Raw genomic sequence first — 14,689 nt, 5'->3', positions numbered from 1 at the left:
AAGCAGACCGGTGTGACGCAACGAGGTGACCATGACCCAGGACGAACTCAAGCAAGCCGTCGGCCAGGCGGCCGTCGACTATATTGCCCCCAAACTCCATCGCGACAGCATCATCGGCGTGGGCACGGGCTCTACCGCCAACTGCTTTATCGATGCTCTGGCTCGCCTGAAGGACGACTTCAACGGGGCGGTGGCCAGCTCCGACGCCTCGGCCGAGCGGCTACGCAAGCTGGGCATCACTGTTTATGACCTGAACGAGGTGAGCGAGCTTGAGGTGTATGTGGACGGCGCCGATGAGAGCAACGCTCAGCTGGAGCTGATAAAAGGCGGTGGCGCGGCGCTCACGCGCGAGAAGATTGTGACGGCGGTGTCGAAGGAGTTTGTCTGTATTGCGGATGAGAGTAAGTGGGTGGGTGTGCTGGGTCGCTTCCCGCTGCCGGTGGAGGTGATTCCGATGGCGCGCTCTTATGTGGCCCGTGAGTTGGTGAAGCTGGGCGGTGACCCGGTGTACCGCGAGGGGGTGCTGACGGATAACGGTTGTGTGATTCTGGATGTCCATCACTTGGAGATTATGGAGCCGAAGAAGCTGGAGGCTGAGATCAATCAGATCGCGGGGGTGGTGACCAATGGTCTGTTTGCCCAACGCGGCGCGGATGTGTTGTTGCTGGGTGGCAAAGATGGCGTGAAAACCATCTATCCGAAATACTGAGATTCCCTTTCCTCAAGGCCGACGCCCGTCGGCCTTGTGAACGGCTATTATTTTTGAGCAGTTTGGATGGGTAACGAGCCCGGTCCAGAGGGCGGTATACCTGTCCCGGACACGCCGTAAATACGTCCCTGTAGGCTCGAATCGCGTGTCCCGCGCTCCACGGTCCGGGGCAGGCATACCGCCCTCCGGACCTCAGTGCCACCCCCAAGCTCAACGTACTCAAATCAGATTCAACTCCACCATAAAGATTAGGCGCAAATAGCCGACTCCTATCTATACTCACCAGTGTTGTCACCATACTTAGGTCAAGTTGGCACTGAGGAACGGGTGGGGGGCACCCTTCCAAGACCGTGGAGCGCGGGACACGCGATTCGAGCCTACAGGGATGTATTGACGGCGTGTCTTGGAAGGGTGTTCCCCACCCGTTCCGGACGCAAATCTACCCTCAAGCATCATGAAAGCACTACACAGAGAACTCAACGAGAGTCACCTATGAACTGGATAAAGAACAGCATGCAAACCCGCCTGATGGCCGTTGTGGGTGTCGGGCTTGGCGGCCTGCTGTTGACCGCCGTCATCGCCATCAGCATGCTCAATGACCGGCTGGACCGCTACAACGAACTGATCAATTCCAATATCGCCCAGGAACGGGCCATCAACCAGATGAACTTCGAGTTCAAAGTCCAGGTACAGGAATGGAAAAACGTCCTGCTGCGCGGCTACGACGACAGCCAGAGAACCAAATACTGGAACCAGTTTCAGGAACAGCACGACGCCGTACAGAGCCTTGGCCAGCAACTGTTGGAGCGGATGGCGCCGGGTGAAGCGCGCGCTGAAGTGAATGCCTTCTTAAATTCTCATCAACGACTTCTCGAACAATACGAGCAAGGCTACCAGGCCTTTGTCGCCAGCGGCTACAACCCCGCCGTGGGCGATGAAGCCGTGGCCGGTATCGATCGGGAGCCCAGCGCCCAGTTGGATCAAGCCGCCAACACCATCAGCCAAGAGGTGGCGGCGCTCAGCCGTGAGGTGGAGGCTGGCAGCATTCAAGTGAGCTTCTGGTCCCAGGTAGCGATTGCCGTAGTGGCGCTGTTGGTGGTGGTCGTGCTGTGGGTCACCCTGCGCTCGGCCTTCCTCAAGCCGCTGCGACTGATGATGGACCATATCCACCAGATGGCCGAAGGGGACTTTACCGGACGGGTGCGTATTGATCGCGCCGACGAATTGGGCCAGCTCAGCAACAACCTGACCCGGCTGCAAAGCGCGATGGGTGGGGTCATCGGCTCAATGAAAGAGTCCGCCTTAAAGCTCAACCGCGCTTCCGAGCAGATCAACCTCAATGCCGATGAAATCACCCACATGACCGGCGAGACCGAAGAATCCACCGATCAGGTCGCCACTGCCGTCAACGAAATGTCTTCCACCGTGCAGGAGGTGGCGAACAATGCCTCCGGCGCGGCAGAGGCCGCGAACCAGGCTGATACCAGCGCACGCCGGGGCCGCTCGGTCATGGAAACGACGCTGGATTCAGTCAACCATCTCTCCGATGAGGTCAACAATGTGGCCTCCGCCATGCAGCGGCTGGAGGGTGAAACCAACCGCATCGGCAGCGTGCTTGAGGTGATTCAGAACGTCGCCGAACAGACCAACCTGCTTGCCCTCAATGCCGCGATTGAGGCGGCACGAGCGGGTGATCAGGGGCGCGGGTTTGCCGTGGTGGCCGATGAGGTTCGAACGCTTGCTCAGCGAACCCAGGACTCCACGCGGGAAATTGCGGAAATTATTGAAGCGGTGCAAAACGGGGCGTCACAAGCCATGTCGGCCATGAGTGCCAGCCAGGACCAGGCTCAGAACACCCTGGCCAGCGCCAGCGAGGCCGGAGAGGCGATCAACGATATCACCCGAGCGGTGGCCAGTATCAGTGAGATGAACTCCCAGATCGCCACCGCAGCCGAGGAGCAAAGCTACGCGGCCGAGGAAATCAACAAGAACATTGCCCGGGTGGTGGAGCTGGTACAGAGCGCCCACCGCAGCGCCCAGAGCTCAACCACCACAGCCCGAGACCTCAACGACCTGTCGCGGCACCTTTCCACGCAGATCGCCCATTTTCGGGTGCAGTCCTAGAGAGCGGGAAACGCCGCTAGCGAACCAGCCGGCGGCGATAACTGAGCCATCCCAGGCCGATCAGGAACAATCCCATCAACGCAGGTTCGGGCACCGAGGTGGGCGGTTGGAAGCGGAAGTCATGGAACTCTCGCGCCCCGGTGTAAGACTTGGCGGCCACTGAACCATCAAAAACCGCACCACCGGTAATGTCAGCATTGACCGCGAGAATCGAACCGCGCATGGCGAGGTTGGCAAAATCGATGGACTCCGCCTCGAAGAAGTTCCACAGAATACGTCTGGCCCCCACATTGCCCACACCGGCGTTCACGTCGAAACCGTTAGTGAGGTTGGCACCGCCACCGGCCAGAATGTTCTTGCCCGACACGTTGACCACCACCGTCTCGGCGCTACCGGCATTGAGCTTCAGGGAGCGGTTCTGCGCGAACACATCGGCCGCAGAGACATTGAAAACGGCAGTGCCGCCAGCGCCGGCATAAGTCAGCCAATCCCCCACAAAGGTACCGTTGTTGCTCATCGACGAATAGCTCTGGGAACCCAGCGTCAGCGCGTTGAACACAGCACTGAAATCCAGCCCGGCCATTTGGGTAATGGTACCGCCACTGTTGTTGTTCAGGTTTCCGCTCAGGTTCAGGCTACCGCCGTACACCATGTTGCCGCCATTGAGGTTGAGGTTACCGGCATTGACATCACCCACAACGGTCAGGCCGTCGGTATCGGGGGGAGAGGGCAAACGCGTGCCGAAGACCGGCGACTGACCGGCGGCATTGAGATTACCCCCGAGCAGCGTCCGGCCTTCCACTTCACCGCCCTGGTAGTGATAGTCTCCAGACAGAATCAGATTGTAGTCACCCAACGGCATCGCCGAGACCGGCGTGGCCACACAAAAAACGGCCAACAGGGCAACGGGAAGACACTGCCTGAACAGAGCGCATAGGGAGGGCATAGAAGTAAATCCTGTATATTCCTTGAAGGTGTCCAGAAGGCCGGGAGGCCTCTTTGACTCAGAGTCACCACGGCTGCAAGAACCAGACCTTTGCGATAAAAGCGTTTAAAAACAACGCATTAAAAAACAGGCGAGGCCTCTTCAGACCCCGCCTGTCAGATAAATCGACACAAATCGGCGAGCGTTTACCGCCACTGGATCAGGTCGCCGAGCCGCTCCATGTCATTGACCACCCGCCATTGGCCACCACCTGACTCCACCCGACTCTGCCAGTGAGACAGACGCTTGGCGTAGTCCCGAGGGTCGATATTGTCCTGACGCAGCTTGGTGACGTTCAGGGCGACCACCTCAACGCCCGACATATCGAGGGGAAAGTCCCGAATCTGGCCTTTCTTCAGATCCTCTTCCAGATCTGAGAAAACGAACAGATAGCGCTGGCCCGCACCGGTCTCGGTCAGATAGTCGTGGCCCTGTATCACTCCGCCGGTAATGTCGGTATGAGCGGCTCCACGATCAATATTACCGAGCACCTGGTCCATGGTTTCCTTGAAGGCGCGCTTCTGCCCATTGGCGACACTGGGCCGGTCATCAAACGTGACCTTGGCGACGATATTCTTCTCGGTGAAGCTGCCCCCGTCGATGAGTGCCACCGCCATGGAATCGCCACTGTCCAGCGCGCCCAGCAGGTAGGCCATCAGGCCGCGGGCCTTGTCCAGCTCTTCAGTGTAAGTGCCCGAGGTATCGAGCAGCAGGTACACCGCCCGCTGGTCCGGCCGACCGGCGTCGCTACAGCCGACCACCACCAACAGTACGCCCAGAATCAATAGACGTTTCATGACTTCACCTCCATCGTTTGATCCGGCTCCACCAAAGGCTCCTGCGCCCAATCCGACTCTTCGTGCTTGTCCTGACGCGGGCGACGCTGACTCACCCAGTGCTCAACCGCCAAAGGAACCACAATCATCATGTCGTACAGATGAACCAGCATCTTGCTTACGTGATTGGCAAGGCCGCCGATGAGCCGGACCACCAGACGCAGCACCCGAAGCAGACCCACCACCACAACGCCGAGCACGGTACGCAGCGAGTGAATGAAAGACTCCAGCGGAATCGCCACAAACGCCAAGGCGAAGGGCAGAATAAAACCCAACAACATCTGGCCGATGGAGGGAATCCAACGGAACTGCGCCTCCACGACGGCAGCACCGGCCAGGGTCTGATTCAACGCTTCGCGATCCAGCGCCAACAGGTCCCGCATATAGGCCAGAGAGGCTTCAATGCCGGCCAGCAATGTCAGAATGGTAAGGCTCGCCACCATCATGCGACGACGCATCCGGTCATCCATACTGCCGATGATCGGGAACAGGTGCGTCACGCGAAGCGACTCCAGCAGAAATACCCCCATGGCCACTTCAATCAGAATGATCACCAGCGCGGCAATGTCGGAGGTGCGCATGCTGCCGATATAACTGGTGCCGCCCACCATTTCCGACATGGGCATGGCGATCAGATGGAAATTGATCAAGCCACCGAGCAAGGCCACAAACAACACCAGCCCGGCAATCAGAAACTGCGTCAGCGAAGAAGCGGTCAACGCATTCAGGGCTTTGTCTTCGCCTGCACGAATCGCGGCGTATTCCTGCATCTGCTCATCAATGGTCTGGCTCCGTTCCTCCAGGCCATCAATGGTGTGCTTCACTTTGCCAAGGTTCTGATCGAGCGAGCGCCACTGAGGCTGCATGGTGGCCAGAATGCGATGCCGTTCGCGGCTGCTTTTTTGATAGAGCTTGAGCGTTTCCTTGTGAGCGTCTTCAATCACTTCGCGAATATTGTCGAGCACCTTGTGTACAGCCGGGTCGCTACTGCCCGGCAGCGCCGACACGGTTTCCACCACTTCCGACCAGGCCGGGGGCAGTGGCGGTGCGTCGCTCGCCTCCTGATAATCCGCTTCGATTTTTTCAATGGCATCGGCAATTTTCCGGTGCAGATTCGGGTAGCGACTCAAGTCGCGCTCCATGATGGTGTGCACACGTTTGAAGTCCCGCTCGATCGCGGCCTCGGCCGAGCGCCGCCCCATGGCGAGCAGCACATCGCGGTTGCGCGCCACCAAACGATCTTCCAATTGACGAATGGCCCGTCCCCACAGACGCATGGCGCCATGCACCGCGCGCCCGCTGGTGCGGAACAGTTGGTGAGCGTGGCTGCGGCCCAAATAGAGCACCACCACGGCCAGAACCAGCCAGATCGCCAGCGACAACGCCGGCGAGTCTGACCAGAGCAACAAGAGTTGGTTAAACATGATGAGATCCTCCGATCAAAATGAATGTGCCAGTGGTGTCACTGGCTTGAGTCGAAGTGTCTCGAACGCTGGTGAAAAATCGGTGAGTTATTCGCCACGCATTAAGGAAAGAAGGAATAGTGACGGCGATCACATCCTCAATGGCAGCGAATGCTACACTTCGTCCATGGCGGACATTCTCTGGGTAGAAGACCAATCACACTGGATTGAAAAGTTTCAGCCGGTGCTGGAGGCCACTGATTTCGATGGCCGGCCCACCCGCGTGCGCGTATTTCGTTTTGCCGAAGCCGCCTGCCAGCACATCAAGCAAAGCGGCGCGGAAGGCGCACCCGATATTGCTCTGCTGGATGCCCAGATGAACGGGCGGGATACCGCGGGCTTCTCCGTGGCCCGCGCCCTGCAAAAAAAGTGGCCTCAGGTGCCGCAGGTGTATCTGTCCGAATACAGCGGCACCGACATCGAACAAAGCGCATTCGAGCAAGGCGGCCTAATGGACTTTATCGCCAAGCACCAACGCAATATCGAAGCGGTGCTGTGCTGGCGTATCAAGGCCGCGCTGCGTCAAAGCCAACCGGGCACCCACCGGGAGGAACAACTGGATAGCGGGCCCCTCACGCTCGACACCGTGACCTGGGAGGTTTACTGGCACGGGCAGAAGCTGATGAACCCCAACAACCCACGTCGCCCCCTCGGGCCCATGCCACGGAAAATCCTGCGCTTTCTGGTGGAAGCCTCACCCCGGCCTCTGACCACCCTGCAGATGGCGGACGCCCTGGAAGCCGACCCGGAACGGTTTTCCTACGCCAATTATCGCCAACACATCAAAACCCTGCGCCACGCCTTCCAACAGGCCCGGCCCGAGGTGGATTTTATGGCCCTGTGCCAGCAGGATCAGGGCATCGTCACCTTTGGCGATATGGGCGCCTACTGCTGGAAACCGGTCCGGTGAAACCGTGAAAGGAAAACCATGACCGAGCAAACGCTGAAAGTCACCCGCCCGCGTCGGGTCGCCTTCCCCTGGTTGAGCGGCCTGGCGGGCGTGGGCCTGGCCCTCTACCTGCTCGCGGCCGGCGACCCGGCCCTGCTGAAGGAACTGGGCCTGATACCCGCGGGTTACCAGATGCACCCCTGGCTCCAGACCCAAGAGACCAAAGTCGCCGCGCTGCTACTCTACTGCCTGATCATTCTGTGGGAAGTATTCCGCCACAGCCGTCGCCTGCGCGCCTTCGACCGGGATATCGAACGCCTGCGAACCGAAGTAAACCAGGTCTGGCAAAGCAAAAAACAGCTGCAGCTCAAAGCGCACACCTTCGCCGGTCATGCCGACAAGCTGAAGCTGTTCATCAGCGAAAAACTGCTGGAGTACATCGAATACGACGAGAAGTTTCTCCACTTCAAAAGCATCGCCGCCGAGGTTCGCCACAACGGCGTGATCTGTTTCGACAAGGTCCAGACCGCCCTTGAAGCCCACCTGGAACAGGGAGGCGACGAAGACACCCGCGCCCGGGATCAGGACGCCTACACCGCCATGCGATACCTCTGGGACCTGCTGGACCTGTCCACCACGGACAACATCGCTCTGCACATCGGCAATCATCTGTGCGAGTGTGAGGAACACTACTACCAGCAATTGCTGAGTGAAGAGGCCTCCGAAGCCGTGCCCCACCGGCCCGACTACCCGCCGCGCCGGGCGACATTGCGAGCCCTGGCGCCACTGCTTCAGGACTCACCCACTCGCCTGGAAACCCTGGACAGCAGCAACGACGGCGCCGTCATTCTGGATGAGGACCCCCAGTTTCGCGCCCACCTGAACCCCACCGACACCCTCCTGGGCAATGAAAACCACTTCGTGCTGTTACTGGAGAACCTGCTGAAAAACGCCCAGTTCTTCGCCCGCAAGAAAGCCAAGTCCCGCTATAACCGGGTGGCGCTGACGCTGGGGCAGCAGCGCGGGCGGGTGGAGATGACGGTCTACAACCGGGGCCCTCACATCGAGCCCGAGGCCATGGAGCAGATTTTTCAGCTGGGCTACTCCACCCGCCGCGCCAAGGAGCACCACGGCAAAGGGCTGGGCCTGTTCTTTGTGCAGGAAATCGTCAAAGGCTACGAAGGGCGTATCTGGGTGGAAAACGTGGAAAACCGCGCCGCTTACTACTCCCTTCGCATAGCCCTCGCCAGCGGTGGGCTTACCACCGAAGTCATTGAAGTAATGCTGGATGAGCAGGGTCACCCCTACTGCCGACGGGCCGACAGTGAGCCAGGCACCTCGGGCGAACCCAGCCTGGAGTGGGACTTTGACGAGCCCATCACCCGAGTGGAGCTCACCCCCACCGCCAGCCAGAACACTCTGGCGCTGGAAGTCGACCCCAAAGGGGAGAAGGAAACCCTGCTCGACCCCGACCATGCGGCCATTCCTCGCTGGGCCCTGAAAATTCAGCCTCGGCGCAAGGGCGGCAAACTGATCTTTACCCCCCTTGATGTGGCAGGGGTCTGTTTCCATGTTCAGTTGCCCACCGCCGCCTCCCGCCTGGACGGCGAAGAGGAAGACCTGGACGCGCTGGCCCCACGGGAGGAGGAGCTCAACCGCCCCTTCGAGGGCCTGGAGGACTACCGTGGGAGCTGATCCACGGGGTTGAAATCGTCGGGGCAGACCCCACTTATCATTTATCGGAACTACTGGGGGCCCTGCTTATATTGAGCGCTTTTATAAGAGCCATTGTTTTTTGCCCCTTGCCTGCCCGCATAGCAATCCTTATTATGCGGACACACGTATAAAGCGGTTCCGACCCGCTTCACAGCGGTCGACGCCGCCTCACACACGAATCGAATTGGAGATCCTGCTTTATGAGTAGCGACGCTATTGTGCACGTCACTGATGACAATTTCGAAGCCGAAGTGCTTCAGGCCGACAAGCCGGTACTGGTGGACTTCTGGGCAGCCTGGTGCGGCCCCTGCAAAATGATCGCCCCGATCCTGGACGAGCTGGCCGGCACCCACGCCGACAAGATCAAGATCACCAAAATGGATGTGGACGCCAACAAAGAAGTCCCCGGCAAGTTCAACATCCGTGGCATTCCGACGCTGATCATCTTCAAGAACGGCGAGCCGGACTCCACCAAAGTGGGCGCGCTGTCCAAGCAGCAACTGGTCGACTTTATCGAAGGCGCGCTGTAAGCGGCGCAGCCCCTTCTCGGCAGCCCCCGCCAGACGGGCGGTTGCCGGGCCTGGCGCCTCTTCCTTGCCCGACTTTGCACAACCCCGTTTTTATCGCTATACTCCCTCCATCTGATGTTTGCCCGGCCTTGACCCAGTGCCAACTTTCCATCCGGTTCAACGGGCCAGCCAAATCGATGGGCAGCGCCAGGGAGTTGACTGAAACGCCAGTCAGTTTCCGATAAATTCCCGCTCGTTTTCTCTGTTCCGGTGCCCTGTGGCGTTGCCATTATGGCCCGCACTCAACGTGTAAGCAGTGATAACAGCACCGGGGTCAAATTAAATAAAGCCCTACGGGCCGTCAAAGCCATCCGGCAGCACTCTTTTGAACCTGATTACCAAATCACACACCCCTAAACCCTTTACAACTAACCCTACACAACAAAGTCACACTGTATGAATTTAACCGATCTGAAAACCAAACCCATCGAAGAACTGATCAGCATTGCGCGGGAAATGGGGCTGGAAAGCATGGCCCGATCGCGCAAACAGGACATCATCTTCAACATCCTCAAGCGCCATGCCAAAAGCGGTGAAGACATCTACGGCGACGGCGTGCTGGAAATTCTGCAAGATGGCTTTGGCTTTCTGCGCTCGGCCGACAGCTCATACCTGGCTGGGCCCGATGACATCTACGTCTCCCCGAGCCAGATTCGCCGCTTCAACCTACGCACCGGCGACACCATTGCGGGGAAGATTCGACCCCCGAAGGAAGGCGAACGCTACTTCGCCCTCCTCAAGGTCAACGAGATCAACTTCGACAAGCCCGAAAGCTCCAAACACAAAATTCTGTTTGAAAACCTCACCCCCCTCTTCCCCGATGAACGTTTGCGCCTCGAAGCCGGTAACGGCTCCACCGAAGACCTGACACCCCGCGTCATCGACCTGATCTCCCCCATCGGGAAAGGCCAACGGGGGCTGATTGTGGCACCACCGAAAGCCGGAAAAACGCTCATGATGCAGAACATGGCTCAGGCGATTACCCGCAACAACCCCGAGTGCCACCTGATTGTTTTGCTGATCGATGAGCGTCCGGAAGAAGTGACCGAGATGCAGCGCTCGGTTCGCGGCGAAGTCGTCGCCTCCACCTTTGATGAACCGCCGGCCCGTCACGTTCAGGTGGCCGACATGGTCATTGAGCGGGCCAAGCGCCTGGTGGAACACAAGAAGGACGTCATCATTCTGCTCGACTCCATCACCCGTCTCGCCCGCGCCTACAACACCGTGATCCCCTCTTCCGGCAAGGTACTGACCGGTGGTGTGGACGCTCACGCCCTGGAACGCCCCAAGCGCTTCTTCGGGGCCGCGCGGAACATCGAGGAAGGCGGCAGCCTGACCATTATCGCCACCGCGCTGGTGGACACCGGGTCCAAGATGGACGAAGTGATTTACGAAGAATTCAAAGGCACCGGTAACCTGGAACTGCACCTTGATCGCAAAATTGCCGAGAAGCGTATCTACCCGGCCATCAACGTGCGTCGCTCCGGCACCCGCCGGGAAGACCTGTTGATGAAAGAAGACGAGATGCAGCGTTCATGGATTCTGCGCCGGCTATTGAACGATATGGAAGACGTCGCCGCGACCGAATTCCTGGTAGACAAGCTGAAAGACTTCAAAACCAATGACGAGTTTTTCCTGTCGATGAAGCGGAAGTAGCCGTCAATGGCAGGTGACGCGCTTCGCGCTTACCGTGCCCTACAGAAATTCCTAACATGTAGGGCAGGTAAGGGCGTGAGCCCGCCACCTGCCACAATACAACGCAAGCAACCCTCTCTATGAAATACCGCGACCTCCGAGACTTCATCCACCTCCTCGAACAACGCGGCGAGCTCAAGCGCATCACCACCGAAGTCGATCCCTATCTCGAAATCACCGAAATCTGCGATCGCACGCTGCGCGCGGGCGGGCCCGCTCTGCTGTTTGAAAATCCCAAAGGCTATGACATTCCCCTGCTCGGTAACCTGTTTGGCACCCCGGAACGGGTAGCGCTGGGCATGGGCGAGGAGTCGGTGGAGGCCTTGCAGGAAGTCGGCAAGCTGCTCGCGTTTCTGAAAGAACCCGAGCCTCCCAAAGGCTTCAAAGATGCCTGGGAAAAGCTGCCCATTTTCAAACAGGTCCTGAACATGGGCCCGAAAGTGGTGCGCAAGGCCCCCTGCCAGGAAGTGGTCATTGAGGGCGATGAGGTCAACCTGGATCGGCTGCCCATACAAACCTGTTGGCCCGGCGATGCCGGTCCGCTGGTCACCTGGCCCCTGGTGATTACCCGCGGGCCGGAGAAAGAGCGGCAGAACCTCGGCATCTACCGCATGCAGAAGATCGGCAAGAATCGGCTGATCATGCGCTGGCTCGCTCATCGCGGCGGTGCGCTGGATTTCCGGGACTGGCAGAAAGCCCACCCCGGCGAACCTTTTCCGGTCTCTATCGCCCTGGGCGCTGACCCCGCCACCATTCTGGGCGCGGTAACGCCAGTCCCCGACACCCTGTCCGAATACGGCTTTGCCGGGCTTTTAAGGGGCGATAAAACCGAAGTGGTGCAAAGCAAAGGCAACAACCTGCAAGTACCTGCCTCCGCCGAGTTTATTCTGGAGGGAACCATTGCGCCAGACGACCTCGCGGAAGAGGGGCCCTTTGGCGATCACACCGGTTATTACAACGAAGTAGACCGTTTCCCCGTGTTCACCGTGGAGCGCATTACCCACCGCCAAAACCCGATCTATCACAGCACCTATACCGGCCGGCCACCGGATGAACCGGCCGTGCTCGGCGTCGCGCTGAACGAGGTGTTCGTCCCCATTCTGCGTAAGCAGTTTCCCGAAATTGTCGATTTCTATCTGCCCCCGGAGGGCTGCTCCTACCGCATGGCGGTGGTGACCATGAAAAAGCAGTACCCCGGTCACGCCAAGCGGGTAATGATGGGCGTCTGGTCTTTTCTGCGGCAGTTCATGTACACCAAGTTCGTGATCGTGGTGGACGACGATGTGAACGCCCGGGACTGGAAAGATGTGATCTGGGCCATTACCACCCGCATGGACCCGAGTCGGGACACGGTGCTGGTGGACAACACCCCCATCGACTATCTCGACTTCGCCTCGCCCGTGTCCGGCCTCGGTTCAAAGATGGGGCTGGATGCCACCAATAAATGGCCCGGTGAAACTGATCGCGAATGGGGCAGTCCTATCGTTCAGGACCCTGAGGTCAAGCAGCGGGTCGACGCGCTGTGGGACGAACTCGGGATTGATTCATAAGTTGGTTATGGCGGATGCGCCGTTACCGGAACCGGGAACGAACACCTTATGCGGTTACTGGCATTATTGTTTCTTATCGGCCTGGCGCTCCCGACGCTGGCCGACTCCGACACCTATCCCATTCACTACCACGTTACCCTGAACCCGGCTGAAAACCGCGCCGAAGTCGTCATAGAGACGGACCACGGCGGACGGCTTAAAAAGCTGGATTTCGATATCGACTCGGGCCGTTATTCCGACTTCGAAGCCAACGGCGAGCTTACCGTCAATGATGAGCGAGCGGTCTGGGTACCCCCCGAAAATAATGCTCGACTGTCCTACCATGTAAGCATCACCCACGAGCGGGACCCGGGCGAATACGATGCGCGCATCACCGAAGACTGGGCGATTTTCCGCGGAGACGACATCGTGCCGGCCGCAACGGTTCGCACTCAAAGCGGGGCCCGGGCCGATGCGACGTTGACGTTTACCCTACCCGAGCACTGGACCAGCGTGCGCACCGGTTGGGAGAAGCTGGCAGAGAGACGCTTCGGTATCGACAACCCGGAACGCCGGTTTGACCGCCCCACCGGCTGGATGATCGCGGGCGTACTGGGTACCCGGCTTGAACAACTGGGCAACACCCGGCTGGTGGTCAGCGCCCCGGTGGACAGCAGTCTGCGCCGCATGGACGCTATCGCCATTACCACCAACGTCTGGCCTGAAATGGAAAAAGCCTTCGGAGACACTCCACCCTACATTCTGGTTGCCGGCCATGGCGACCCCATGTGGCGCGGCGCACTCTCCGGCCCCAACTCCCTGTTCCTGCACGGCGACCGCCCGATTGTCAGTGAAAACGGAACCAGCACCCTGATTCACGAACTGGTTCATGTGATTACCCGAATAGATGGCGACAATCACAGTGACTGGATTGCGGAAGGCCTGGCGGAGTTCTATGCGGTGGAGTTGATGCACCGTGCCGGCGCCTTTACCGACGAGCGTCGGGACCTGATTATGGAGGACCTGGCAGACTGGGGGGAAGACGTCAAAACCCTGCGACACGCCCATTCCTCGGGGGAAATCACGGCTCGGGCCGTGGTGCTGTTTGATCAACTCGATCGTGAAATACGGGAGGAAACCGACGGCGCCTATTCACTGGATGACATTACCCGCGAATTGATGGAAGAGCGCGAAGTCGACACTGAGGATCTGCGCACGGAAGTGGAGGCCATTCTCGGGAAAGCGTCCAAGACCCTGCAATCGCCGCTATTGGTGCTTGAGGGTGAGGGAGACTGAGCCGCCTCCGCTTCCAATACTCATCGGGCCGAGGCACAATAGCGTCACGCTAACTATAACCCCCACACCGGAGACCCACGGCAATGTATAAAAAGTGTTTAATCGCCGTTATCGCCCTGCTCGGCTTTGTATTGGCCAGCCTCACCGCTCACGCCCAAGACCATGGCCAGTTCAAAGTCCTGCTGTTCACCAAAACCGACGGTTTTCATCACAAGGCCATCAACGAAGGCGTCACCGCCATGCGCGAGATGGCGGAGAAACACTACTTCGCGATGGACTGGCACGAGGATGCCAGTGTCTTCAACGAAGAGAACCTGAAGCAGTACGATGTCATTTTCTTCCTTCTGACCACCGGCAATGTTCTCAATGACCAGCAGCAGGCGGCCATGGAACAATTCATTCAGTCCGGTAAAGGGTTCGTTGGCGTCCACAGCGCCTCGGACACCGAGTACGACTGGGACTGGTACACCCAGATGGTGGGCCGGACCTTCCATATTCACCCCGCCATCCAGACCGCCGAGCTCGAAGTATTGAGCCGCGAATTCCCCGGCATGGAACAGATGCCGGACCATTTCTGGTGGACCGACGAGTTCTACGAATTTGGTGGCGAGCGGATCGATACCCTGAATTACATTCTCGCCCTGGACGAAACCAGCTTTGAGCCTTACGCCAAGTGGGGCGAGAAAGAAAGCCAGGAGCAGGACTTCCGCCCCATGGCCTGGTACCACGAATACGACGGCGGCCGGGCCTTCTACACCGCGCTGGGCCATGTTCCGGCCACCTACAGCGACGACCTGTTCCTCGATCACGTCTACGGGGGGCTGATGTGGGCCGCGACCGGCAAGGGCCTGAAAAAGCAGTGATCGACCGTTAGTCTC

The 14,689-nt window shown here is 59.0% G+C and carries 12 protein-coding genes; 9 read left to right on the top strand and 3 right to left on the bottom strand.

From position 1 onward, the window contains the following. Positions 1-31: 31 nt before the first annotated feature. The gene (gene rpiA, locus G547_RS0100665; RefSeq protein WP_027328200.1) at positions 32-709 is read left to right on the top strand and encodes a ribose-5-phosphate isomerase RpiA; all 678 of its coding nucleotides are present in this window, start codon (positions 32-34) and stop codon (positions 707-709) included. A 492-nt stretch (positions 710-1,201) separates the two neighbouring features. Next, the gene (locus G547_RS0100660) at positions 1,202-2,833 is read left to right on the top strand and encodes a methyl-accepting chemotaxis protein (protein WP_027328199.1); all 1,632 of its coding nucleotides are present in this window, start codon (positions 1,202-1,204) and stop codon (positions 2,831-2,833) included. 16 nt (positions 2,834-2,849) lie between these two features. On the opposite strand, the gene G547_RS0100655 is transcribed toward G547_RS0100660, so the two are convergent. From G547_RS0100655 to G547_RS19400, 3 genes are all read right to left on the bottom strand, one after another. After that, entirely contained in the window at positions 2,850-3,779 is a 930-nt protein-coding gene (locus tag G547_RS0100655) for a choice-of-anchor A family protein (protein ID WP_027328198.1), read from the bottom strand. Between the two features lie 185 nt (positions 3,780-3,964). Beyond that, the gene (locus G547_RS0100650) at positions 3,965-4,615 is read right to left on the bottom strand and encodes a histidine kinase (protein ID WP_027328197.1); all 651 of its coding nucleotides are present in this window, start codon (positions 4,613-4,615) and stop codon (positions 3,965-3,967) included. After that, on the bottom strand, positions 4,612-6,078 hold the full coding sequence (locus G547_RS19400) for a hypothetical protein (RefSeq protein ID WP_036186350.1): 1,467 nt from the start codon (positions 6,076-6,078) through the stop codon (positions 4,612-4,614). The genes G547_RS0100650 and G547_RS19400 overlap by 4 nt, the downstream gene beginning before the upstream one ends. Here G547_RS19400 and G547_RS0100640 point away from each other — a divergent pair. The 7 genes from G547_RS0100640 (at position 6,077) to G547_RS0100610 (ending at position 14,674) form a co-directional block, all read left to right on the top strand. Beyond that, a complete protein-coding gene (locus tag G547_RS0100640) occupies positions 6,077-7,027 on the top strand; it encodes a response regulator transcription factor (RefSeq protein ID WP_245573288.1) in 951 nt (316 codons plus the stop codon). The two genes, G547_RS19400 and G547_RS0100640, sit on opposite strands and share 2 nt — an antisense overlap. Before the next feature lie 18 nt (positions 7,028-7,045). Then, positions 7,046-8,701, top strand: coding sequence for an ATP-binding protein (locus G547_RS19395; protein ID WP_051234511.1), 1,656 nt, complete (start codon positions 7,046-7,048; stop codon positions 8,699-8,701). A 221-nt stretch (positions 8,702-8,922) separates the two neighbouring features. After that, complete coding sequence (gene trxA / locus G547_RS0100630) at positions 8,923-9,252, top strand: thioredoxin TrxA (protein WP_027328195.1); 330 nt, start codon at positions 8,923-8,925, stop codon at positions 9,250-9,252. Positions 9,253-9,687: 435 nt separating this feature from the next. Continuing rightward, positions 9,688-10,947, top strand: coding sequence for a transcription termination factor Rho (rho, locus tag G547_RS0100625; protein ID WP_027328194.1), 1,260 nt, complete (start codon positions 9,688-9,690; stop codon positions 10,945-10,947). 119 nt (positions 10,948-11,066) lie between these two features. Then, positions 11,067-12,536, top strand: a complete 1,470-nt coding sequence (gene ubiD, locus G547_RS0100620) for a 4-hydroxy-3-polyprenylbenzoate decarboxylase (RefSeq protein ID WP_027328193.1) — start codon at positions 11,067-11,069, stop codon at positions 12,534-12,536. A 48-nt stretch (positions 12,537-12,584) separates the two neighbouring features. Next, complete coding sequence (locus G547_RS0100615) at positions 12,585-13,811, top strand: hypothetical protein (protein ID WP_027328192.1); 1,227 nt, start codon at positions 12,585-12,587, stop codon at positions 13,809-13,811. An 83-nt stretch (positions 13,812-13,894) separates the two neighbouring features. Beyond that, positions 13,895-14,674 carry a ThuA domain-containing protein gene (locus G547_RS0100610; RefSeq protein WP_027328191.1) on the top strand — a complete coding sequence of 260 codons (780 nt, stop codon included), beginning with the start codon at positions 13,895-13,897 and terminating at the stop codon, positions 14,672-14,674. The last annotated feature ends 15 nt before the right edge of the window (positions 14,675-14,689 follow it).

Origin of the sequence: Marinimicrobium agarilyticum DSM 16975 (assembly GCF_000423345.1) — a bacterium.
In the GTDB taxonomy this organism is placed as follows: Bacteria; Pseudomonadota; Gammaproteobacteria; order Pseudomonadales; family Cellvibrionaceae; genus Marinimicrobium; species Marinimicrobium agarilyticum.
The sequence above is the reverse complement of the archived record's forward strand: the minus strand, read 5'-3'. Positions and strand labels throughout refer to the sequence as shown.

Excerpts from the sequence above, each read along its gene's own strand:
- G547_RS0100660 (WP_027328199.1), top strand. The coding sequence starts at position 1,202 with ATGAACTGGATAAAGAACAGCATGCAAACCCGCCTGATGGCCGTTGTG.
- G547_RS0100655 (WP_027328198.1), bottom strand. The coding sequence starts at position 3,779 with ATGCCCTCCCTATGCGCTCTGTTCAGGCAGTGTCTTCCCGTTGCCCTG.
- G547_RS0100615 (WP_027328192.1), top strand. The coding sequence starts at position 12,585 with ATGCGGTTACTGGCATTATTGTTTCTTATCGGCCTGGCGCTCCCGACG.
- rpiA (WP_027328200.1), top strand. The coding sequence starts at position 32 with ATGACCCAGGACGAACTCAAGCAAGCCGTCGGCCAGGCGGCCGTCGAC.
- ubiD (WP_027328193.1), top strand. The coding sequence starts at position 11,067 with ATGAAATACCGCGACCTCCGAGACTTCATCCACCTCCTCGAACAACGC.
- trxA (WP_027328195.1), top strand. The coding sequence starts at position 8,923 with ATGAGTAGCGACGCTATTGTGCACGTCACTGATGACAATTTCGAAGCC.
- G547_RS19395 (WP_051234511.1), top strand. The coding sequence starts at position 7,046 with ATGACCGAGCAAACGCTGAAAGTCACCCGCCCGCGTCGGGTCGCCTTC.
- G547_RS0100650 (WP_027328197.1), bottom strand. The coding sequence starts at position 4,615 with ATGAAACGTCTATTGATTCTGGGCGTACTGTTGGTGGTGGTCGGCTGT.
- G547_RS0100640 (WP_245573288.1), top strand. The coding sequence starts at position 6,077 with ATGATGAGATCCTCCGATCAAAATGAATGTGCCAGTGGTGTCACTGGC.
- G547_RS19400 (WP_036186350.1), bottom strand. The coding sequence starts at position 6,078 with ATGTTTAACCAACTCTTGTTGCTCTGGTCAGACTCGCCGGCGTTGTCG.
- G547_RS0100610 (WP_027328191.1), top strand. The coding sequence starts at position 13,895 with ATGTATAAAAAGTGTTTAATCGCCGTTATCGCCCTGCTCGGCTTTGTA.
- rho (WP_027328194.1), top strand. The coding sequence starts at position 9,688 with ATGAATTTAACCGATCTGAAAACCAAACCCATCGAAGAACTGATCAGC.